The following is a 20,854-nucleotide window of genomic DNA, read 5'->3' as shown; positions in this document are numbered from 1 at the left end:
GGACTTTGATCCCTCCCTTTCTTTCTTGATGCAAAAAGCTATTCACCAATTTCCAAGAAAATCTTCTTTTGTTGTGATGATCCTGCTGCGTAGACAACAGTCCTAATGGCCTTTGCAACACGCCCCTGCTTGCCAATCACCTTACCGATGTCCGTTTTATTGACGGTTAAGTGATAGGTGATTCGAGTATCATCCTCAATGGTTTCAACCCGAACTTCCTCAGGAAAATCAACAAGGGGCTTAACAATCGTTTCGATCAATTCTTTCATCGCTTCTCCACGATTACTTGCTTAATTTTGCATTGTGGAATTTTTCCATAATGCCTTGTTTTGAGAACAAGTTACGTACTGTATCAGATGGCTTCGCGCCGTTTTGCAACCACTTAAGAGCTAGTTCTTCGTTGATTTGAACTAAAGCTGGCTCAGCAACTGGATTGTAAGTTCCAACTGTTTCGATGAAACGTCCATCACGTGGTGAACGAGAATCTGCTACTACAATACGATAGAAAGGAGTTTTCTTAGCTCCCATACGCTTTAAACGAATTTTTACTGCCATTTTAAATAAGCACCTCCGAATAGTTTCACACAAGATAGTATAATACCAATTGTTTTTTTATTTGTAAAGTGTTTTTTCTTTACAGTTATTATTTCCAAATTTTACAGAATTAAAACAGAATGCAAACATGAACTTAGACTGGTGTCCAGCTCCAGCGCCTAGGGGCTCGGGGTCATAAGCCAATCCGTCAAGAAGGCTAAAAAACAGCCTTCTCGCCGGCTCGTCTTATGCCTGTCGCCCCTGAACAAGGCGCTTCCGCATTTCGAATTAAAACGGCTTAAAAGGAAATTTAAATCCGCCTTTTTTCTTGGCTTTTTGCTGCATGCCAGACATTTGCTTCATCATTTTCTTCATGTCCTCAAACTGTTTTAACAGACGGTTTACCTCAGCAACGGTACGTCCGCTTCCTGCGGCAATCCGGCGTTTACGGCTTGAGTTCATGATTTCGGGGTGAAGCTTTTCTTGTTTCGTCATCGACCTGATAATGGCCTCAACATGAGCTATTTGCTTTTCATCGATTTGCAGATTGTTCAAACCTTTGATTTTATTAGCGCCAGGCATCATCTTTAACAGTTCGTCAAGCGGACCAAGTTTGCGGACCTGCCCTAACTGGTCGAGAAAATCATCAAGTGTAAACGACGCTGTCCGCATTTTCTGCTCAAGCTCTTTGGCTTTTTCTTCGTCGATATTGGCCTGTGCTTTTTCAATTAAGGTCAGCACATCACCCATGCCCAAAATCCGTGATGCCATTCGCTCCGGATGGAACGGTTCAAGGGCATCCATCTTTTCACCCATCCCAATAAATTTAATCGGTGTCTGAGTGACCGACCGGATTGACAGAGCAGCACCGCCCCTTGTATCACCGTCAAGTTTTGTCAGCACGACCCCAGTCAGGCCAAGCTGTTCATTAAAGCTTTGTGCCACGTTTACAGCATCTTGACCTGTCATCGCATCGACAACGAGAAAGATTTCATCCGGCTTGGTTAGTTCCTTAATGTCCTTTAGTTCGTTCATTAAGGTCTCATCAACATGGAGCCGGCCGGCGGTATCGATCAGAACATAATCATGATGCTCTTCTTTGGCTTTGGCGATGGCTTGTCTGGCAATTTCAACCGGACTTACCTGGTCACCAAGGGAGAAAACAGGCATACTTAATTGCTTGCCTAGTGTTTCAAGCTGTTTGATTGCGGCTGGGCGATAAATATCGGCTGCAACGAGCATCGGCTGTTTGTTATACTTCTTCCGCAGCAAATTAGCCAGCTTTCCTGAGGTCGTTGTTTTACCAGCCCCCTGCAGACCGACCATCATGATGACGGTTGGCGGGCGATTTGACACGGCAATTTTGCTTTGCTCGCCACCCATTAATTCCGTTAATTCTTCGTTAACGATTTTAATGATTTGCTGTCCGGGAGTTAAGCTCTTTAGTACCTCTTGTCCAACGGCGCGTTCGCTTACCTTTTTGACAAAATCTTTGACGACCTTGAAGTTAACGTCCGCCTCAAGCAGGGCGAGACGCACTTCACGCATCATTTCTTTTACATCCGCTTCAGTGACTTTCCCTTTGCCGCGGATTTTTTGGATTGTATTTTGCAGTCGGTCGGCTAATCCTTCAAACGCCATTTATCCCAACTCCTAATCTAAATTCTCCAGCTCAGCGATTGTGGCTTGCATCGCCTGCTTGCTTGGCTGCTCTTCATCGAGCAGTTCTTTCAGAAGCTTGACGAGCCGGTTGCGTTCCTGAAATTTTTCAAATAATAATAGCTTTTCTTCGTACTCCTCGAGCATTGCCTCTGTCCGTTTGATATTATCATAAACGGCCTGACGGCTGACTTCGTATTCTTCGGCGATTTCACCGAGTGAGTAGTCTTCCAAATAATAGAGAGACATATAGCTTTGCTGCTTTGGCGTTAACAGCGAATGATAGAAGTCGTACAGGTAGTTCATTCGTGTTGTCTTTTCAAGCATGCCGCATCCCCCTTTTGTAAAGCGAAAAGCCTTTACGAAGTAGTTTACATGGGCGAACCGTTAGTGTCAAGCAAAACATCTTTACATTATTCTATTCAGACTTTTCAATCTGCTCCGCGAATAGTCCATAGACGTATTTTTCGGCGTCGAATTCTTGCAGGTCGTCCATTTTTTCTCCCAGCCCTACGAATTTAACGGGGATTTTCAATTCGTTGCGGATCGCTAGGACGATTCCGCCTTTGGCTGTTCCGTCGAGTTTGGATAGGACAATTCCGCTTACATTGGTGGCTTCTTTAAAGGTTTTTGCCTGAATGAGTGCGTTTTGGCCGGTTGTGGCATCAAGCACCAAGAGAACTTCGTGCGGCGCACCAGGGATCTCCCTTTCAATTACCCGCTTCACCTTTTCAAGCTCTTTCATCAGGTTTACCTTGTTTTGCAATCTGCCTGCTGTATCGCAGATGAGAATATCAGCGTTTCTTGATTTTGCGGCCTGGATGGCATCATACATGACAGCTGCCGGATCTGAGCCCTCAGCCTGCTTAATGGTTTCGACTCCCACCCGGTCTCCCCACACCTCAAGCTGATCAATCGCACCGGCACGGAATGTGTCTCCAGCCGCTAATATTACTTTTTTCCCCTCGGACTTAAACTTATAGGCAAGCTTGCCGATAGTTGTTGTTTTACCGACACCATTTACTCCGACGAATAGAATTACCGTCAGTCCATCCTTCTGAATATTTAATTGCGATGACTGTTCTTCCCCTGAATTATAAATATCGACTAGCTTTTCAGAGATGACACTTTGGACTTCAACAGGGTCCTGAATATTTTGGCGCTTTACCTCCATTTTCAGCTCATCGATCAGCTCCATAACTGTATCAAAACCGACATCCGCCTGGATTAAGATTTCTTCGAGCTCTTCAAAGAATTCCTCGTCAACTTTTCGGTATCTTGCAATCAGGTCGTTGACCTTGCCGGAAAAGCTGTCCCTTGTTTTGGTGAGTCCTTCCTTAAATTTTTCTGTTACATTATCCGTCGACTTTGTAATCTTTTCTTTTAATTTTTTAAAAAAACTCATTTTCTCACTTCCTGATCTTATGATTCTACTAGTTCTTTGGTATCCTCCAAGCGGACGGATACAAGCTTTGATACGCCGGATTCCTGCATTGTCACCCCGTAAAGGACATCGGCACCCTCCATTGTCCCTTTTCGATGAGTGATAACAATAAACTGGGTTTCCTTACTAAAGCGTTTTAAATATTGACTGAAACGGTGGACATTGGCCTCATCTAAGGCGGCTTCAACCTCATCAAGGATACAGAATGGAACAGGCCGTACCTTTAAAATCGAAAATAACAGAGCGATTGCCGTTAAGGCTCGCTCTCCCCCAGACAAAAGCCCTAGATTTTGCAGTTTTTTACCAGGCGGCTGGGCAACGATTTCAACACCGGTATTCAAGAGATCTTCTGGCTCTGTTAAGATTAGGTCTGCGCGGCCGCCACCAAATAACGCCCGAAAAACCGGTTCAAAATGTTCCCGGATTCCCTCGAAGGTTTGGCTGAACCGTTTCTTCATCTCTTCATCCATTTCTCCAATGACCTGGAATAGTGTATCCTTTGCTTCTTGAAGATCAGCCTTTTGTTCACTTAGAAATTCATAGCGTTCCGATACCCGCTCATATTCTTCAATCGCACCAAGATTAACATGGCCTAGCTCTTCAATGGCAAGCTTAATCAATTTCACCTTTTTGCGGGCTTCTTCTACCGGAACAGTTAGTGGGAATTGCTCCTTGGCTCCCTCAAAGGATAATAAATACTCCTCTCTAAGGTGCGTCAGCCTGTTTTCAAGCTCTACATCCAAACGGTTCATTTTTACTTCCTCGTCCTTGATGGCGATGGTTAATCCTTTATGAACTCGTTTTAATTCCTTTGTTTCAAGCTCCAAATTCTCCAGGTCGCCTTGCAGCTCTAGGCGTTCCTGTCTCCTGACCGCAATCAGCTTAAGCGTATTTTCTTTGTCCTGCTGCTTTCGTTTGGCGGCTTCCTCTAGCTGCTCCTCACCGGTTGAACTGTTGGTCATTTCCGCTGTAAGGAAATTCAGGTCCTCGGTGAAAATAGTCAGCTTTTGTTCGTTTTCAGCGATATCCCGCTTCATTTGCTCAAGCCGTTCCTTTGCATGTAAAAACTGTTCATTTTTTGAGGCAAATTCAATCTTAAGTTCATTTATCGCAGTGGTGAGCGATTCTTTGGATGTTAAATCCTTTGTCTTTTGATTTGTCAGGATCAGGATTTTCTGATCCAAGTCAGCAATGGTCTTTTTAAATGTTTCGAGTGAGTCGGACACCTTCGTTTTTCTTGTCAAAAGTTCCGAACGGTCTTTGGCTATTTGATTCTTTTCCAAATCATATATGGCCAATCGGTCATTAATATTCTTTTCTTCAAGCTCCGCTTCTCGTAAATCCCCTTTAATCGACTGTTCCGATAGTCTTAAATCCTCCCCGGATTTGCGAATTTCCTCAAGCGCAGCTTCTGAGGTTTGTACTTCCTCTTTCAGGGATTTAACGGTCTTCTCTAAACCAGCCGTTTGATCTTCCATGATGACAAGTTTTTCTTTTAAACCCTCTAGCTCTGTTTTTCGTGATAATAAAGATGAACTTTTTTGTTTGACGGCACCACCTGTCATTGAACCGCCAGGATTTACGACGTCCCCGTCTAGGGTTACCAGGCGTACCCGATATTGCAGCATCTTTGCCAGTTCATTAGCCCCTTTTAGGTCCTTTGCTATGACTACATTACCGAGGAGATTATTCATAACCTCTGCATATTTCCCGTCAAACTGAACGAGGCTTACCGCCGTTCCAATTAAAGCTGGATGGTGTTGTATTAAATTCAATTGAGCCGCTGACAATGGTCTCCCTTTAATAACCGTTAATGGTAAGAAGGTGGCGCGGCCAAAAGAATTTTGTTTAAGGTATCCAATTGCCTTGCGGGCGTTTTCCTCAGTATCTACGACGATATGCTGTAGCGCCCCGCCGAAGGCTGTTTCAAGAGCTGTTTCATATTCCTTCGGAACAGTGACGAGTTCAGCAACGGCACCTTCAATGCCGGCAAGCTTTTTTCCACGCTCCTTAAGGATTTCCTTAACCCCTTGAAAAAAGCCTGCAAAATCCTCTTCCATTTCTTCCAGCATTTCTTTTTTTGATTTTGCCTGCTGAAGCAGCTGATATGCTTGGTATAATGTTTTTTCCTGTTTTTGATAATTGGCCCTGAGTGACTCCAGCTTTCGCTGCTGCTCGCGGAACGTGACGACCTGCGCCTCCAGCTTAGCCTGGATGTCAACTAAAGAAGACTGAACCTGCTGCTTTTTAGTTAGGGCCGTCTCCCGTTCTAACAGGAATTTTTCATTTTCCGCATCAAGCCGCGTACTTTTATGATCCTGCTGCTCAAGCTGTTCGTTGATGTATTTCCACTCATTTTTAGCACCAGCCTGCTCATTTAACAGGTCAATATACTCACTCTTTAAGCTATCAATTTTCTCATCCAAATTTTCTGCAAACAAATGAAGCTTCTCTTGCTTTTCCTTCAGTTGGGCCTGCAAGTCCTTAACCTGTTTCTCCAATGTGTTGACAGTCTCAATTTGCAAGTTCCGGGCACCTGACAGCTCGGCGATACGATTTGTTAAATCAGTGATATTTTGCTTGAGCTGATCTTTATTTTGCGATGCGTTTTTCTTCCGTTCTTTCAGAACCTCCTTACGCCCTTCAAGCTTTTCAAGCTCTTCACTGGCATGAAGGAGGACATTCTGAAGGTCGGTTATCGACTCATCCAACGCAGCAATTTGATCCCTTATTTCAACAATCTTTGCTTCTTTTAGCTGCAAATTCGAAGAAATCCCAAGTTCTTCGTGTTGATGCTCATCAAGCTGTTTCGAAAGGCTTTCCCACTTTTGATGGAGGTCTTCAATTTCATACACCGTCAACGAAACCTCGAATTTTTCAAGCTCTTCCTTTTTCTCCAAATAGTCTTTGGCCATGGATGCCTGAATTTTTAATGGTTCTACCTGGCTTTCCAGCTCAAATAAAATGTCATGAACCCGATTGAGGTTCTCCTGGGTTTCTGAAAGCTTCAATTCTGCCTTTTTTTTGCGGTTTTTATATTTTAATACCCCGGCCGCTTCCTCAAAAATAGTCCTTCGGTCTTCAGCCTTGCTGTTTAAAATTTCTTCTACCTTTCCTTGGCTTATGATTGAGAAGGCTTCCCTGCCAAGCCCAGAATCCATGAATAAATCAATAATATCCTTTAGCCTGCAGTGCTGTTTATTAATATAAAAATCGCTATCCCCTGAGCGAGTAACCCTTCTCGTGACACTTACTTCGTTATAATCAATCGAGAGTCCCTGATCCTGATTATCTAATGTCAAGGTTACTTCGGCAAAATTGACCGCTTTTCGCGTATCGCTGCCGGCAAAGATGATGTCCTCCATTTTGCTGCCTCTTAGTGATTTGGCCGATTGCTCCCCCAACACCCAGCGGATGGCATCGGTAATATTACTTTTGCCGCTCCCATTTGGACCAACCACTGCGGTAATGCCAGGGACAAACTCCACGCCAACTCGCTCCGCAAAGGATTTAAAGCCAATAATGTCCAACCGTTTTAAAAACATTCATTAATCCTCCTAAAATGCCCGGGGATTTCTCCTCAAAAACTTCTTTTGTTAATTCTGGGCTGACTCATTTTTCAACATTTGTAGTGCCATTTGAGCGGCATGCTGTTCTGCTTCCTTTTTCGACCTTCCTGTACCTACGCCAAGCTCAGCGCCATTTAAGGTCACTTTAGAGACAAACTCCTTATTATGGGCAGGGCCTTTTTCTTGAAGGACACAATATTCTATCATGCCTGATCCATCTCTTTGGATTAGCTCCTGCAATTGGCTTTTAAAATCCATCACATGAGAAAAAGCACCAGCATCAATTTTAGGAAAAACGACCTTTTCAAGAAACTGAATAACCACTTCGATTCCTTTATCCAAATAGAGAGCGCCGATGAACGCTTCAAACACATCGGCCAAAAGAGCAGGGCGCTCCCTGCCGCCGGTCATTTCTTCACCCTTGCCAAGCAAGATTAGTTTGCCAAAATGAAGTTCATTCGCAAATGCTACCAGGGATGGTTCACATACTATTGCAGCTCTAAGCTTGGTCAATTCTCCTTCGGTCATAGTCGGATATTTTTTAAAAAGGAATTGGGAGATTGTCAGTTCCAGCACAGCGTCTCCTAAAAATTCGAGCCTCTCATTATCTTCAAAAGGTTTTCTGCGATGCTCATTCACATATGATGAATGGGTGAAAGCCTGTTTTAGTAATTTTTCGTTTTCAAATATGACACCGATTGAATTTTGCAGTTCCTTAAATTGTTTTTCGTTTGCGCGATTGTTTATTTCTTTTTCCTTCCAGTTCTTGCGCATTAAATTCTCCACCTTGTTTCCAATTTGCATAGCCTAAGTTTAAGTAATTTACGTTTAAAACGCAAAGAAACTTGGCAAATGTTGTGCCAAGTTCTATATTACAGAATAAAGCTCCGTTTGAAAACGGAGCTTTAGGAATTATTCCAAGAAGATTACTTTTGGCCTTCTATGTAGGTCACAGCATCACCAACAGTGCTGATTTTTTCGGCATCTTCGTCGGAAATTTCCATATCGAATTCATCTTCTAATTCCATCACTAGTTCTACAACGTCAAGGGAATCTGCGCCAAGGTCGTCTTTGAAAGACGCTTCAAGTTTAACTTGAGATTCGTCTACTCCTAAACGGTCAACGATGATCTTTGTTACACGCTCTAATACTTCTGCCATCACTTTCACCTCCCCTCAAGTATTATAGTGATTTTCCTGAATGAATACAAATTGTTTTTTTGTCCAGCTGCAGCGCCAAGGCGCTTCCGCTTTTCTATTTACATCACCATGCCGCCGTTGATATGCAGCGTTTGTCCTGTAATGTATGCAGAATCATCGGAAGCAAGAAATGCTGCGGCTTTGGCGATATCTTTTGGTTCGCCAAGTCTAGCTAACGGAATTTGTTTTAACATTTCCGTTTTTACATCCTCAGGCAGTTTATCGGTCATATCTGTTGTAATAAACCCTGGGGCAATCGCATTAACCGTAATATTGCGGGACGCCAGTTCCTTTGCGGTTGTTTTCGTTAAACCAATCACACCGGCTTTCGCTGCCACATAATTGGCCTGACCAGGATTTCCGCTTTCGCCGACAACAGAGGAAATATTAATAATTCTGCCAACCCGCTGTTTCATCATCTGTCTTGTAACAGCCTTTGTGACCAGGAAGACTCCCTTTAGATTAATATTGAGGACATCATCCCATTCTTCTTCCTTCATTCTCATTAACAAATTATCCCTTGTTATTCCAGCATTATTAACAAGGATGTCGAGCCTGCCAAATTGCTCAATAACTGCCTTGACCATTTCACTTACTTCTTCAGTATTTGAAACATTACATTTAATCGCGAAAGCTTCTTGGCCGAGAGCCTTAATCTCGTCGACAACTTCATTTGCCTTAGCTTCACTTCCGGAAAAATTAACCGCTACATTTGCCCCCTGCCTTGCTAATTCAAGAGCAATTTCCCTGCCGATTCCCCGTGATGCACCGGTAACAAGAGCAGCTTTTCCTGCTAAACTCATAGCTTTTCCTCCTTCAACGCGTCGATTACTGCGAGTGAACTTTCCTCATCTGATACAGAATAGATTTTCACCGTTTTATCGATTTTCTTAATCAAGCCGGAAAGAACCTTGCCCGGACCAATTTCAATAAAGGTATCGACACCTAATTCAATCATTTTTTGAACAGAGTCTTCCCATAAAACAGGTGAATACAGCTGTTCAATTAATTTATCCTTAATTTCAGCGGCGGAGGTTACCGGCTTAGCAGATACGTTAGCAACAACCTGTACCACGGCATCTTTCATATCGATTCCATCTAAAACTTCACGCAATTGTCCGGATGCAGGCTTCATCAGCGGTGAATGGAACGGACCACTCACTTCTAATGGCAGTACCCTTTTGGCACCTGCCTCTTTTGCTTTCGCTCCTGCATCTTCTACACCCTTTTTGGATCCGGAAATAACAATCTGCCCAGGGCAATTTAAATTGGCCAGTGCCACCGGATTGCCCTCATTTGTCACTTCTTCGGTTACCGCAGCTAACTTATCCCGATCAAGACCAAGAACTGCCGCCATGGAGCCTTCCCCATTAGGTACGGCATTTTCCATGAACTCGCCTCTTTTTCTAACGGCATATACGCCTTCTTCAAAACTCATCACGCCTGCCGCCACAAGGGCTGTATACTCCCCTAAGCTGTGACCGGCGACAAAGTCTGGTTTAATCCCTGAATTTTGGAAGAAGGATAAAACCGCCAAACTGGTTGTTAAAAGGGCAGGCTGTGTATTAATTGTCAGTGTCAAATCTTCTTTTGGCCCTTCAAAAATCAGCTGGCTTAAAGGGACTTTAAGAGTTTCATCTGCCTTTTTAAAATAGGACATCACTTCAGGATATTTTTCTGCCAAATCTTTACCCATCCCAACTGTTTGGGAACCTTGCCCAGGAAACACAAAAGCTATTTTACTCAAAATAAGAATCCCCCTATCGTACTATGGTTTCGTTATTTGCTTCGACGGTTTGTTTAATTAGGCCGACTACATCGTTTGTAACCATTTCTCTTGTCTGGCGGATGGCACTAAAGACAGCCTGGGCATTTGACGAACCATGTGCCTTAATAACTGGTGCCTTTAAGCCAAATAACCCTGCCCCGCCATATTCTGAATAATCCAGCTTACCTTTTAACTGCATTAAATTCGGTTTTAAAACGGCTGCTGCCAGCTTGCTTGTAAAACTGCTCATCAGCGCTGTTTTCAACATCTTAAACATGGAAAGGGCCGTTCCCTCAATCGTTTTCAACACCATATTACCTGTAAAACCATCCGTTACGACGACATCAGCGACGCCATCAAGCAGATCACGGGCCTCAACATTGCCAACAAAATTCAAATCGGCCTGTTTTAAAAGATCAAAGGCATGTCTTGTTAGTTCATTGCCTTTCTTCTCTTCTGTTCCAATATTTAAAAGTCCGACACGCGGACTCTCAATCCCTCTTACTTTTTTACTATAAATGGAGCCCATGATGGCATACTGCACCAGATGTTCCGGTTTGGCATCGGCATTAGCGCCCACATCAAGCAATAAAAATCCTTCCCCACCTATGGTTGGCAGAGTTGGGGCTAAGGCTGGCCGGTCAATTCCTTCAATTCTTCCGACCACAAAAAGTCCGGCAGCCATAAGCGCACCTGTATTCCCTGCGGACAAACAGGCATCTGCTGCACCATCGGCAACTTGTTGGGCCGCTAGAACCATAGAGGCCGTTTTTTTGCGGCGGACTGCTCTTACCGGTTCATCTGTTCCAAGAATTACTTCTGTCGTATGTAAAACCGTAATCCGGTCATGTTTCTTTAAAGTTTCGTTAATTTTATTTTCATCCCCGACAAGGGTGATATGTAAGTCTGGAAAGGTTTCTACCGCCTTCATGGCTCCCAAAACGATTTCCTTTGGGGCATTGTCTCCGCCCATTGCATCAATCGCAAGTTTCATATGTCTCATCCTTTAGTTGTTTTTCGAACGGTACATTTGAAAATCACCTGTAAAAACAAGTTCATTATTTACGAAGCTTGATACCTGGACCAACGTCCGGCCCGTTACATCATCAATATTCATGACCCTTGCTTTGGCAATGACCCGTTCATTTAATCTTACGGAGCGCTTAAATTGGATGTTGGCTTTTGCCGTTAATGCTAATTCATCGTTAATGACCGCAACAGCAAGCGAATTTGCCTGGGCAAATAAGTGATGGCCCCGCGCAATTTGGTTTCTTTTAAAAACATGCTCCTCTTTTACATCAAAAATGGAGATGGCGCTCTGGTCTAGTTCCATATCAATGATTTCCCCGATTACCTCTTCAAGCGGAAGGGAACGAACCTCATCATCGAAGCGTTTTTCTGCGACTGTTTTAATTCGTTCGCGAAGCTCGGGTATCGATAATTCCAGGCGGTCTAAGCGAATGGTTTGGACACTTACCTGAAATTTTTCAGCAAGCTCTTCATCGGTTATAAATGGATTTTCTTGTATGGTTGAGCTAAGCAGCTGCTGACGTTCTTTTTTGCTTCTTCTCATTTTTCACACCGTCCGAAAACTTATGACTAGGTACTAAGAGTAGTATAAAATTTAAAAAAGCAGATTGCAAGGATTAGTTTTCTCCTCCAGTCTGCTTTTTACTAATAGGATGTTGATTTGCGCTCCAGGGGCTCGCTTTCCGCGGGCGTTGCGGAGAGCCTCCTCGTCGCTAAAGCTCCTGCGGGGTCTCTCCTGCTCCGTACTCCCGCAGGAGTCTCGCCCCTTCCGCTCCAATCAACATGTACTGATAAATGGAGAGCAATAAAAATCCTAATCCAACTTCTCTCCCTCAAGAACACCGGCGTCTTCAAGCTGCTTTCTTAACAGTTCATATTCTGGCGATTTCCAGAAGGTTTCGGATTGGATTAGGGTGGTGGCGTCGCTTCTGGCGGTTTCAAGGGCGCGGTAGTCATGAACCATATCGGCTACTTTAAATTCTGGCATGCCGCTTTGTTTTTTGCCAAAAAAGTCTCCCGGTCCCCTTAGCTCCAAATCTTTTTCGCTTAATACAAAACCATCATTGGTTTCCGTCATGATCCTCATTCTTTCCTGGCCTGTCTCTGATTTTGGACTGGCAAGCAAAATGCAATAGGCTTGATCACTTCCCCGGCCGACACGGCCACGGAGCTGATGAAGCTGGGAGAGACCAAATCTTTCTGCATCATAAATAACCATGACTGTTGCATTGGGCACATTCACGCCAACCTCAACTACAGTTGTCGAGACGAGCACTTGAACCTCGTTTGCACTGAACGCCTTCATAACGGAATCCTTTTCCTCAGAGCTTAATCTCCCATGCATCAGCCCTGCTGTATAGCGATTTTGAAAATAGCTGCTTAATGTTGCATGCACATCAATAGCATTTTGCACATCAAGCTTTTCCGATTCCTCAATTAATGGACAAATGACGTATGCCTGATGGCCCTTCCGTAATTCTTTTTCCACAAATGCCAATACCCGTTCAAGCATTTCTGGTTTGGCCCAATAGGTTTCAATTGTTTTCCTGCCGGCAGGCATTTCGTCAATGATGGATACATCCATCTCGCCAAAAACAGTAATGGCAAGCGTCCGGGGTATCGGGGTGGCCGTCATGAACAGCACATCTGGATTTTCTCCCTTTTCCCTCAGGATACGGCGCTGCTCCACACCGAAGCGATGCTGCTCATCAGTAATAACAAAACCTAATTTATTAAATGTTACCTCATCCTGAATTAGCGCATGTGTCCCTATTAAGATATCAATAATTCCTTCTGTAAGCTGCTCAAGGATTTCCCGGCGGCGCTTCCCTTTTATGGAACTTGTCAGCAATCCACATTTTATTCCAAATGGTTCCAATAAGGTTTTCAATGATTCTGCATGCTGTTCGGCCAATATTTCTGTCGGTACCATCAGCGCTCCCTGATAGCCTGACGTAACACTTGCGTACAGACCAACCGCTGCCACCACCGTTTTTCCTGATCCAACATCTCCCTGCAGCAGGCGGTTCATTCGATAAGGCGACTTAAGGTCGGATAGTATTTCATTTACAACTCGTTTCTGGGCATTTGTTAATGGGAACGGCAGGCGGGCGATGAATTCCTTCAATTTCCCAAGGTCATAGTTTTGGCTGATTCCGGGTGAATGCTCACGTTCAAACTTCCGAAGTGCCTGCATTTTTAGCTGAAAGATTAGAAATTCTTCGTACACAAAGCGCCGTCTCGCCTGCTTGAGATCCTCCCCGCCGCCAGGAAAATGCATCGCTTTTATGGCATCTCTCCGGTTTAAAAGTCGATATTTTGTTATAAAGTAATCCGGCAGCGTTTCATCAATATACGCTCCAAATTGTTGAAAAGCTAAGTTAATAAATTTACGCATGCCCTTTGTTGTCAGTCTTCCTTTAAGAGAATATACAGGTTCAAAATCTTTACCTTTCGCATTTCCCCCTATTTGGAGTTCACTGGCAGTAATCGTCTGCCGATGGGCATCCCACTTTCCTGTAATTGTTAACGTTTCATTGATGGTGATTTTATTTTTTAAATAGGGCTGGTTAAAGAAAACGACTTTGATTAAGTATTGTCCTGCAAAAAAGCGGAAGGAGAGCTTTGACTTCTTCCTGCCATAATAGACAAGAGAAGGTTCGCTTTGAACCTTCCCTTCGATCGTCACTTTCTCGTCATGTTGTACTTCCATCAAATCGCGAAGGCGGTAATCCTCATAACGATAGGGAAAATATTCCAACAAATCATGAATGCTGAAAATGTTCATTTCTGAAAAAATTTCCGCCGTTTCGTCACCTATGCCCTTTATAACTGTTATTGGCTGGTTTAGATATGGATTCACTTTTCTGTAAGCGGCATTCCGAAAATTTTGGCCTGCAGCGCCCGGCCAGTTGGTGTTGCCGCTAACCCTCCCTGCGCTGTTTCTTTTAAGGCTGTTGGCATTGATTGGCCAATTCTATACATTGCGTCAATCACTTCATCGCATGGAATTCGGCTTTTGATTCCGGCAAGTGCCATATCTGCGGCTACCATGGCATTGGCTGCACCCATGGCATTTCGCTTTACACAAGGCACTTCCACAAGACCGGCAACCGGATCACAAACTAGGCCAAGCATATTTTTTAATGTGATGGCCATTGCTTCGGCACATTGTTCCGGAGTTCCTCCGGCCATTTCGACGATTGCCGCTGCGGCCATTCCTGCTGCCGATCCCACCTCGGCTTGGCAGCCCCCGGCAGCACCGGATATGGAGGCATTGTTTGCAACAACAAAGCCGAACGCTCCGGCGGTAAATAAAAACGAAATCATTTGCTCTCTTGTTGGGTGCAGCTTTTTCTTTACAGCAAACAACGTCCCTGGAACGACACCCGCTGATCCGGCAGTCGGTGTGGCACAAATCGTTCCCATCGCCGCATTTACTTCATTTGTTGCCACAGCCCGGCTGACGGCATCGAGAATCGTTTCCCCAGATAAGAAATTGCCTTTTTCAATATATTTTTGTAATAGTACTGCATCTCCGCCTGTTAAGCCGGTAACGGAAGTAACCCCTTTCAATCCTCGCTCAACTGCTTCTTCCATCACTTTGAGGTTACGGTCCATAAAGCCGATTACTTCTTCCTTGGACCGTCCCGTTACGGTGACTTCCTGTTCAATCATAATTTCGGAAATTTTTTTATTTTGACTGTTGGCCAGTTCTACTAATTCTGCTACATTACGAAACATAAAATGACCCCCTTTCGCTGTGTATGTTTAATCAACAATTTTTGTTACCTTCAAGATGTTTGGCAACTGTTCGAGTTCCTCGATCAGGGTCTCATCAATATTTTGGTCTACCTCAATTGTCATCAGGGCCATTTTTCCAGCTTCCTTACGGGAAACCTCCATATGGCCGATATTGATTTCATATTTCGCCAGAGTATTGGCTACACTTGCAATGGCACCGAACCGGTCATTATGAACAACTAAGATGGCAGGGTGATTGCCAGAAAGCTTCAATTCAAAACCGTTCAACTCGATGATTTCAATCTTTCCGCCGCCAATGGAAATGCCTACTAATTCAAGCTCCCCATTGTGATCGCCAATTATGATTCTAGCAGTATTGGGGTGGTCTGTAACTGCATCCTCTTCAATGAAGCGAATTTTCATTCCGCGTTCTTCAGCAATCTCAATAGCTTTGATAATTCTTTTATCGTCCGTATCGAAATCCAATAATCCGCCCACAATCGCAACATCCGTACCGTGACCCTTGTACGTTTGTGCGAAGGATCCGTATAACGAAATATTTGCCCATTTCGGCTCTCTGCCAAATAAACTTCTAGCGACGCGGCCGATTCTCGCAGCACCGGCAGTGTGAGAGCTTGACGGACCAATCATGACCGGGCCAATGATATCAAACACGCTTCTATACTTCATGAATCTATTCCCCCTTGCCTATGTCTTTCTATCTTTATTAAAAAATGGTTAGTATATATTATCCAAAAAAAGAAGGGTGGTCCCTAAGGACCCCCTTCTATTTTAGCCGTTATTTATTCAATTGAAAAGATATAAGAATATAATGGCTGATTGCCATTATGAACCTCTATTTCCACATCGCTAAATTTTTCTTCAACGAATTGGGTAAGCTGGCTGAGTTCTTCCTCTGTCACATCTTCACCATAAATGATGGTAAGAATTTCAGAATCTTCATCAAGCATGTTTGATAACAGGTCTTCCGCTGCTTTTTCTTTATCTTTATTTTTAACAACAATTTTCCCTTCGGCAATCCCCATGAAATCCCCAGTTTCAATATCCAATCCATCGATTTGTGTATCGCGGACGGCAAAGGTGATTTGTCCGGTTTTCACACGGCTTAGCGCCTCCGTCATAGCAGTAGTGTTTGCCTCTGCATCTGCGGAAGGATTAAAGACAAGCAGAGCGGAAAGCCCTTGCGGAACGGTTTTGGATGGAATCACATAAATTTCTTCATCCGATACATCGCGAGCCTGCTCAGCAGCCATAATGATGTTTTTATTATTCGGCAAAATAAATACTTTTTTGGCATTTACTTCTTTAACAGCCTTGACAATATCCTCTGTACTTGGATTCATCGTCTGGCCGCCTTCAATGACTGCATGGGCCCCGATGCTCTTAAAAAGGTCGGCAACGCCCGAGCCCATCGAAACAGCGACAATTCCATATCCCTGCTTTTCCTTTGGTGTTTCTTTCACCGCAGTGGCAAGCGGAGTATGTGTTTCTCCGACAATATTGGAATGCTGCTGGCGCATATTTTCAATTTTCATATTAATAAGATTGCCGTAGCGCTGACCGTATGTTAATACTTCACCAGGCTGTTCGGAATGAATATGAACTTTCACAATATCATCATCAGAGATCACTAATAACGAATCTCCATAATTGCTTAGATCATTGCGGAAAGCAGTCTCATTAAATGGATGCTTTGCTATCTTTTCTGTTTCAAAACGAACCATAAACTCTGTACAGTAGCCAAATTCAATATCTTCAGTGTTAATATGGCCCTGGACGCTTTTATGATGCTCGGCATTAACTAATTCATCCATTGATGGCATGACCTCTGGTGAATCCGGCAGTTTTTCTCCCTTTAATTCAGCAAGAAAGCCTTCATATACACAGACAAGCCCCTGCCCTCCGGAATCCACAACTCCGACTTCCTTTAAAACAGGCAATAGGTCAGGCGTACGCTTTAGGGAAGCTTTAGCCTCCCTTAGAACATCTTCCATAATAACAACAATATCATTTGATTTTAGCGCAGTCTGCACAGCTTTTTTGGCAGCATCTTTGGCAACAGTCAGAATTGTTCCTTCGACCGGCTTCATAACAGCCTTATAAGCAGTTTCAACTCCTGCCTCAAGCGCTCCTGCAAATTCATTTCCATTAATGATCGCTTTTGCTTCGATTGCTTTAGAAAAACCGCGGAACAATTGCGAAAGAATAACACCAGAGTTTCCTCGTGCTCCCATGAGCAGTCCTTTTGAGAGAGAAACCCCTACTTTACCAATATGTTCTTGAACATTATTTTTAACCTCTTTTGCACCGGAGGTCATGGATAAATTCATATTAGTCCCTGTATCGCCATCCGGAACTGGAAAAACGTTCAGAGCATCTACCATTTTAGCATTGGCTGACAGATGATTGGCGCCTTGAATAATCATCTCGGCAAAACGTTTTCCATCTAATGCTGTAATTGACACAAACTTCACTCCTTACTACGGGTTCGTCACACGAACTCCCTGAACGAAAATATTAACCGAATCAACGGCAAGTCCAACTGTCTTATCAAGGGTGTACTTAACCTTTGATTGCACGTTGTGAGCAATTTCAGAAATCTTGGTTCCATAGCTGACAATAATATACATATCAATATGTAACGCTTCATTTTCCTGGCGGACAATGACACCGCGGGTGAAATTTTCTCTTCTAAGAATTTCAGTTATGCCATCTTTGATCTGATTTTTAGAGGCCATGCCGACAATTCCATAGCATTCTACCGCTGCTCCTCCGGCAATGGTTGCGATTACTTCATTTGAAATATCAATTTGTCCGTACTTCGTTTTCAATTCAATGGACATGAATCGTTCCCCCTCCTGAAAAATTGCTCCTTAACTACAGTCATTTTACTATAGTAGCTTAAATATTGAAAGTCATTCCTAGTACGTTTACTATAACAGCATTTATTTCAGGGTAATGTCAAGGTTTTTTTCTTGAAACCATTTAACTAAGCTATTGCATTCATAATGGTTGTGTGATAAATTATTAAGGTATCTTAAGACAGAAAATTTGGCTATGCCATTTTTCTATATGATTAGTATCTTAAAGAATACTGGTTAAGCTTTTCGTGTTAAGGAGGGAAATTTAATGCCGCGCAAATGTGTAGTAACTGGAAAGAAAACCACTACTGGTAACGCCCGTTCTCACGCTATGAACGCTAACAAGCGTACATGGGGTGCTAACCTACAAAAAGTACGTATCCTTGTTGATGGAAAACCAAAGCGTGTTTGGGTTTCTGCAAGAGCGTTAAGATCCGGTAAAGTAGAACGCGTATAATTTTTAGTGAGGCTGTCATGTGACAGCCTCATTTTCTTTTATTTTGTCCTAATTAATGAAAATAAAAAGCACCCATTTTATTCGAATGGGTGCTTTAGGTTTATGAAAGGTAATGAGCCCTTTTTTAGGAATGAGGCCTTTTTCCTATTCTTTTTTATTAAACACGCCAATCATCGCTCGGACAATTCCACCTAAAAATCTCGGCAGTTTAATTGTATAAAATTTCATACTGTCCCTCCTCACAAATCTCACGTCTAACATTTTATTCTTTACCCTAAATCCGTACGCCCTTACCATTTTATTCAAACGAACAAAATCAGTACCGAATTTTCGAGGCTTTTAATCATGGCTTCTTATCACTAATAATATGCCTTCCGAAAATGAAAAAGTACCATAATCGCTAATAAGTTCATTACTTATACATAGTGTGGATCCGAGGGAAATATGACGGTTCTGCAAAGGATATTTGAACCCATCCAGAGTAATCCCGAAAACATCTAGGGTTAATGGCACAAAAGAAATATATTTTTTATCCCATCTTTTCTTGAGTGTATATGTGCCTGGCCCTTTTAAAAAAGCAATATTGTAACGGTCAATCAGAAAAATTTCCGTTTCAGTTTTGGCGTTTAGCGGATGAATTAACAGCTGGACATTCGCCAGTAAATGGTCAAGCCTTCCCCCTGTGGCACCAAACAGTTGGATTTTCTCTGGCTGTTGCTTTAATGCCCAGTTTAAAGCTAACTCCATATCGGTTTCATCTTTTTCAGGAATAAATTTTTTTAATTTAGTAACCTTATCTTCGATAACCGCTAATTCCGCTTTTGTCACGGAATCAAAATCGCCAAAGGCAATTGCTGGTGTAATGCTTCTCGATATCAAATGAAATACGCCGCGGTCAACACCCACCCATATTGCATCCTCTTCGATATATTCCGTTAAATCGGGCAGAAGATCCTCCGGACCTCCGGCGAGTATATTAATAATCATCATCTGAGCTCCTTTCTGATAAACAAAAAGCCGGCGTTAAGCCGACTTTTTTTACCCTCTTATATGCGAAATGGCCTTCGCATAATCCGCTTGATTATAAATGGCCGATCCGGCGACAAGGACATTTGCGCCGGCCTCTATACATAGCTTTGCTGTTTCCGGATTGACACCGCCATCAATTTCAATTTCAATTTCTACTCCTTTTTCCACTGCCATTTGTTTTACTTTCTTGATTTTCGGCAGCACCTCAGGAATAAATTTTTGCCCGCCAAATCCGGGATTTACAGACATTAACAGCACCATATCGATATCCCCGATAATATGTTGGATTGACTCGACAGGTGTGGCAGGATTTAAGACAACCCCGGCCTTTACACCAAAGGATTTAATGTTTTGAATCGTGCGGTGCAGGTGACGGCATGCTTCGACATGGACCGTAATATAATCCGCACCTGCTTTCGCAAAGGCTTCAATATATTGGTCCGGGTTTTCAATCATTAAATGAACATCCAGCGGCAGTTTGGTTACCGGACGAATGGCTTCGACGATAAGCGGACCGATTGTGATATTTGGGACAAAATGACCATCCATCACATCTACATGAATGTAATCTGCTCCCCCTTTTTCAACTGCTATGATTTCTTCCCCTAATTTTGCAAAATCAGCTGAAAGAATGGATGGGGCGATTTTTACCATAACTAGTACCTCGGCTTTCTATCTTTAATTTCCTGAAGGAAATCGACATAATGGTCGTAACGATACGTTGGAATCTCCCCAGATTCCACTGCCTGTTTAACACCGCATTTCGGTTCGCTCAGATGATGGCAGCCGCGGAATTTGCAATTTTCACTTGCCCTTAAGATTTCCGGAAAACAGGAGGTTAAATCCTCTGCTTCGATATCCGTGAAATCCAAAGAGCTAAATCCCGGTGTATCCGCTAATAATCCATTGCCGACTTTTATCAGTTCAACATGTCTTGTTGTATGCTTTCCCCTTCCCAAATGGGTGGAGATATCATTTGTTTTCAATTCCAAGTCTGGTCTTAGTACATTCAACAAAGATGATTTGCCAACCCCTGATTGGCCGGCAAAAACAGATATTTTATCCTCGAGATGTGGATGCAATAATTCAATGCCTGTTTCCGTCTCGGAAGATGTCATAATCACTTCATAACCGGCGGCCTGATAGTGCGCGGCATATTCTGAAATCTTCTGCTGCTCCTCATCATTTGTTAGGTCCATTTTGGTAATACAAATAATCGGCTCAATTTGATTAAATTCGACCAGAACAAGGAAACGATCCAAGAGTACGGTACTAAATTCAGGTTCGACGGCGGAAAAAACCAAAATCGCCAAGTCGACATTCGCAATTGGCGGGCGAACCAATTCATTTTTGCGTTCCTTCACTTCCAAAATGTACCCTTCTTGGTCATTTTCCGCTTGAAAAACAACTTCATCCCCCACAAGGGGAGTGATTTTATTTTTCCGAAACACTCCTCTTCCGCGGCACTGAATTAAGTTATCATTGTAAAGAACATAATAAAAACCGCTCAATGCTTTTACAATTTTCCCTTCAGGCATAG

22 protein-coding genes are annotated in these 20,854 nt (G+C 43.2%); 1 reads left to right on the top strand and 21 read right to left on the bottom strand.

What is annotated here, in order from left to right; genetic code table 11:
* Positions 1-38: 38 nt before the first annotated feature.
* The 17 genes from ACZ5B7_RS09790 to ACZ5B7_RS09710 form a co-directional block, all read right to left on the bottom strand.
* Positions 39-269, bottom strand: coding sequence for a KH domain-containing protein (locus tag ACZ5B7_RS09790; protein WP_213116351.1), 231 nt, complete (start codon positions 267-269; stop codon positions 39-41).
* A gap of 13 nt (positions 270-282) precedes the next feature.
* Positions 283-555: a 30S ribosomal protein S16 gene (gene rpsP, locus ACZ5B7_RS09785; protein WP_213116352.1), complete on the bottom strand. Its 273-nt coding sequence runs from the start codon at positions 553-555 to the stop codon at positions 283-285.
* A gap of 267 nt (positions 556-822) precedes the next feature.
* Positions 823-2,175 carry a signal recognition particle protein gene (ffh, locus tag ACZ5B7_RS09780; RefSeq protein ID WP_213140787.1) on the bottom strand — a complete coding sequence of 451 codons (1,353 nt, stop codon included), beginning with the start codon at positions 2,173-2,175 and terminating at the stop codon, positions 823-825.
* Positions 2,176-2,187: 12 nt separating this feature from the next.
* A complete protein-coding gene (locus ACZ5B7_RS09775; protein WP_423801684.1) occupies positions 2,188-2,520 on the bottom strand; it encodes a putative DNA-binding protein in 333 nt (110 codons plus the stop codon).
* 91 nt (positions 2,521-2,611) lie between these two features.
* Positions 2,612-3,598 carry a signal recognition particle-docking protein FtsY gene (ftsY, locus tag ACZ5B7_RS09770; protein WP_464493576.1) on the bottom strand — a complete coding sequence of 329 codons (987 nt, stop codon included), beginning with the start codon at positions 3,596-3,598 and terminating at the stop codon, positions 2,612-2,614.
* 17 nt (positions 3,599-3,615) lie between these two features.
* Positions 3,616-7,182, bottom strand: a complete 3,567-nt coding sequence (gene smc, locus ACZ5B7_RS09765; protein ID WP_464493575.1) for a chromosome segregation protein SMC — start codon at positions 7,180-7,182, stop codon at positions 3,616-3,618.
* Positions 7,183-7,233: 51 nt separating this feature from the next.
* Entirely contained in the window at positions 7,234-7,980 is a 747-nt protein-coding gene (gene rnc / locus ACZ5B7_RS09760) for a ribonuclease III (protein WP_213140791.1), read from the bottom strand.
* 152 nt (positions 7,981-8,132) lie between these two features.
* The gene (gene acpP / locus ACZ5B7_RS09755) at positions 8,133-8,366 is read right to left on the bottom strand and encodes an acyl carrier protein (RefSeq protein WP_423801681.1); all 234 of its coding nucleotides are present in this window, start codon (positions 8,364-8,366) and stop codon (positions 8,133-8,135) included.
* A gap of 98 nt (positions 8,367-8,464) precedes the next feature.
* Complete coding sequence (gene fabG, locus ACZ5B7_RS09750; RefSeq protein ID WP_423801680.1) at positions 8,465-9,208, bottom strand: 3-oxoacyl-[acyl-carrier-protein] reductase; 744 nt, start codon at positions 9,206-9,208, stop codon at positions 8,465-8,467.
* On the bottom strand, positions 9,205-10,152 hold the full coding sequence (gene fabD, locus ACZ5B7_RS09745) for an ACP S-malonyltransferase (protein WP_464493574.1): 948 nt from the start codon (positions 10,150-10,152) through the stop codon (positions 9,205-9,207). The genes fabG and fabD overlap by 4 nt, the downstream gene beginning before the upstream one ends.
* Before the next feature lie 13 nt (positions 10,153-10,165).
* Positions 10,166-11,167 (bottom strand): phosphate acyltransferase PlsX, encoded by a 1,002-nt coding sequence (gene plsX, locus ACZ5B7_RS09740; RefSeq protein ID WP_284037542.1) that lies wholly within the window; start codon positions 11,165-11,167, stop codon positions 10,166-10,168.
* 12 nt (positions 11,168-11,179) lie between these two features.
* Complete coding sequence (gene fapR, locus ACZ5B7_RS09735; RefSeq protein ID WP_213116362.1) at positions 11,180-11,746, bottom strand: transcription factor FapR; 567 nt, start codon at positions 11,744-11,746, stop codon at positions 11,180-11,182.
* 270 nt (positions 11,747-12,016) lie between these two features.
* The gene (gene recG, locus ACZ5B7_RS09730; RefSeq protein ID WP_464493573.1) at positions 12,017-14,065 is read right to left on the bottom strand and encodes an ATP-dependent DNA helicase RecG; all 2,049 of its coding nucleotides are present in this window, start codon (positions 14,063-14,065) and stop codon (positions 12,017-12,019) included.
* Complete coding sequence (sdaAA, locus tag ACZ5B7_RS09725) at positions 14,062-14,946, bottom strand: L-serine ammonia-lyase, iron-sulfur-dependent, subunit alpha (RefSeq protein WP_213116364.1); 885 nt, start codon at positions 14,944-14,946, stop codon at positions 14,062-14,064. Before sdaAA ends, recG begins: the two co-directional genes overlap by 4 nt.
* Before the next feature lie 27 nt (positions 14,947-14,973).
* On the bottom strand, positions 14,974-15,636 hold the full coding sequence (sdaAB, locus tag ACZ5B7_RS09720) for an L-serine ammonia-lyase, iron-sulfur-dependent subunit beta (protein ID WP_464493572.1): 663 nt from the start codon (positions 15,634-15,636) through the stop codon (positions 14,974-14,976).
* Positions 15,637-15,749: 113 nt separating this feature from the next.
* Positions 15,750-17,432 (bottom strand): DAK2 domain-containing protein, encoded by a 1,683-nt coding sequence (locus ACZ5B7_RS09715; RefSeq protein WP_464493571.1) that lies wholly within the window; start codon positions 17,430-17,432, stop codon positions 15,750-15,752.
* Between the two features lie 15 nt (positions 17,433-17,447).
* Positions 17,448-17,810 carry an Asp23/Gls24 family envelope stress response protein gene (locus ACZ5B7_RS09710; protein ID WP_213116367.1) on the bottom strand — a complete coding sequence of 121 codons (363 nt, stop codon included), beginning with the start codon at positions 17,808-17,810 and terminating at the stop codon, positions 17,448-17,450.
* A 286-nt stretch (positions 17,811-18,096) separates the two neighbouring features.
* On the opposite strand from ACZ5B7_RS09710, the gene rpmB reads away from it, so the two are divergent.
* Positions 18,097-18,285: a 50S ribosomal protein L28 gene (gene rpmB / locus ACZ5B7_RS09705; RefSeq protein ID WP_007087786.1), complete on the top strand. Its 189-nt coding sequence runs from the start codon at positions 18,097-18,099 to the stop codon at positions 18,283-18,285.
* 144 nt (positions 18,286-18,429) lie between these two features.
* Here the strand turns inward: rpmB and spoVM are convergent, their stop codons facing one another.
* From spoVM to rsgA, 4 genes are all read right to left on the bottom strand, one after another.
* On the bottom strand, positions 18,430-18,513 hold the full coding sequence (gene spoVM, locus ACZ5B7_RS09700) for a stage V sporulation protein SpoVM (RefSeq protein ID WP_042356285.1): 84 nt from the start codon (positions 18,511-18,513) through the stop codon (positions 18,430-18,432).
* A 111-nt stretch (positions 18,514-18,624) separates the two neighbouring features.
* Positions 18,625-19,275 carry a thiamine diphosphokinase gene (locus tag ACZ5B7_RS09695; RefSeq protein WP_464493570.1) on the bottom strand — a complete coding sequence of 217 codons (651 nt, stop codon included), beginning with the start codon at positions 19,273-19,275 and terminating at the stop codon, positions 18,625-18,627.
* 48 nt (positions 19,276-19,323) lie between these two features.
* Entirely contained in the window at positions 19,324-19,968 is a 645-nt protein-coding gene (gene rpe, locus ACZ5B7_RS09690; RefSeq protein ID WP_464493569.1) for a ribulose-phosphate 3-epimerase, read from the bottom strand.
* A gap of 2 nt (positions 19,969-19,970) precedes the next feature.
* Positions 19,971-20,852, bottom strand: coding sequence for a ribosome small subunit-dependent GTPase A (rsgA, locus tag ACZ5B7_RS09685; RefSeq protein WP_464493568.1), 882 nt, complete (start codon positions 20,850-20,852; stop codon positions 19,971-19,973).
* Positions 20,853-20,854: the final 2 nt, after the last annotated feature.

Source organism: Neobacillus sp. S1115, assembly GCF_055385565.1.
Note: the sequence above shows the minus strand (reverse complement) of the source record. Positions and strands in the feature narration are given on the sequence as shown.

Coding starts and splice junctions, on each gene's coding strand:
- sdaAB (WP_464493572.1), bottom strand. CDS start 15,636: ATGAAGTATAGAAGCGTGTTTGATATCATTGGCCCGGTCATGATTGGT.
- plsX (WP_284037542.1), bottom strand. CDS start 11,167: ATGAAACTTGCGATTGATGCAATGGGCGGAGACAATGCCCCAAAGGAA.
- rpsP (WP_213116352.1), bottom strand. CDS start 555: ATGGCAGTAAAAATTCGTTTAAAGCGTATGGGAGCTAAGAAAACTCCT.
- spoVM (WP_042356285.1), bottom strand. CDS start 18,513: ATGAAATTTTATACAATTAAACTGCCGAGATTTTTAGGTGGAATTGTC.
- rpmB (WP_007087786.1), top strand. CDS start 18,097: ATGCCGCGCAAATGTGTAGTAACTGGAAAGAAAACCACTACTGGTAAC.
- ACZ5B7_RS09790 (WP_213116351.1), bottom strand. CDS start 269: ATGAAAGAATTGATCGAAACGATTGTTAAGCCCCTTGTTGATTTTCCT.
- ACZ5B7_RS09695 (WP_464493570.1), bottom strand. CDS start 19,275: ATGATGATTATTAATATACTCGCCGGAGGTCCGGAGGATCTTCTGCCC.
- ffh (WP_213140787.1), bottom strand. CDS start 2,175: ATGGCGTTTGAAGGATTAGCCGACCGACTGCAAAATACAATCCAAAAA.
- rpe (WP_464493569.1), bottom strand. CDS start 19,968: ATGGTAAAAATCGCCCCATCCATTCTTTCAGCTGATTTTGCAAAATTA.
- acpP (WP_423801681.1), bottom strand. CDS start 8,366: ATGGCAGAAGTATTAGAGCGTGTAACAAAGATCATCGTTGACCGTTTA.
- rnc (WP_213140791.1), bottom strand. CDS start 7,980: ATGCGCAAGAACTGGAAGGAAAAAGAAATAAACAATCGCGCAAACGAA.
- ftsY (WP_464493576.1), bottom strand. CDS start 3,598: ATGAGTTTTTTTAAAAAATTAAAAGAAAAGATTACAAAGTCGACGGAT.
- rsgA (WP_464493568.1), bottom strand. CDS start 20,852: ATGCCTGAAGGGAAAATTGTAAAAGCATTGAGCGGTTTTTATTATGTT.
- fabG (WP_423801680.1), bottom strand. CDS start 9,208: ATGAGTTTAGCAGGAAAAGCTGCTCTTGTTACCGGTGCATCACGGGGA.
- fapR (WP_213116362.1), bottom strand. CDS start 11,746: ATGAGAAGAAGCAAAAAAGAACGTCAGCAGCTGCTTAGCTCAACCATA.
- smc (WP_464493575.1), bottom strand. CDS start 7,182: ATGTTTTTAAAACGGTTGGACATTATTGGCTTTAAATCCTTTGCGGAG.
- ACZ5B7_RS09710 (WP_213116367.1), bottom strand. CDS start 17,810: ATGTCCATTGAATTGAAAACGAAGTACGGACAAATTGATATTTCAAAT.
- sdaAA (WP_213116364.1), bottom strand. CDS start 14,946: ATGTTTCGTAATGTAGCAGAATTAGTAGAACTGGCCAACAGTCAAAAT.
- ACZ5B7_RS09775 (WP_423801684.1), bottom strand. CDS start 2,520: ATGCTTGAAAAGACAACACGAATGAACTACCTGTACGACTTCTATCAT.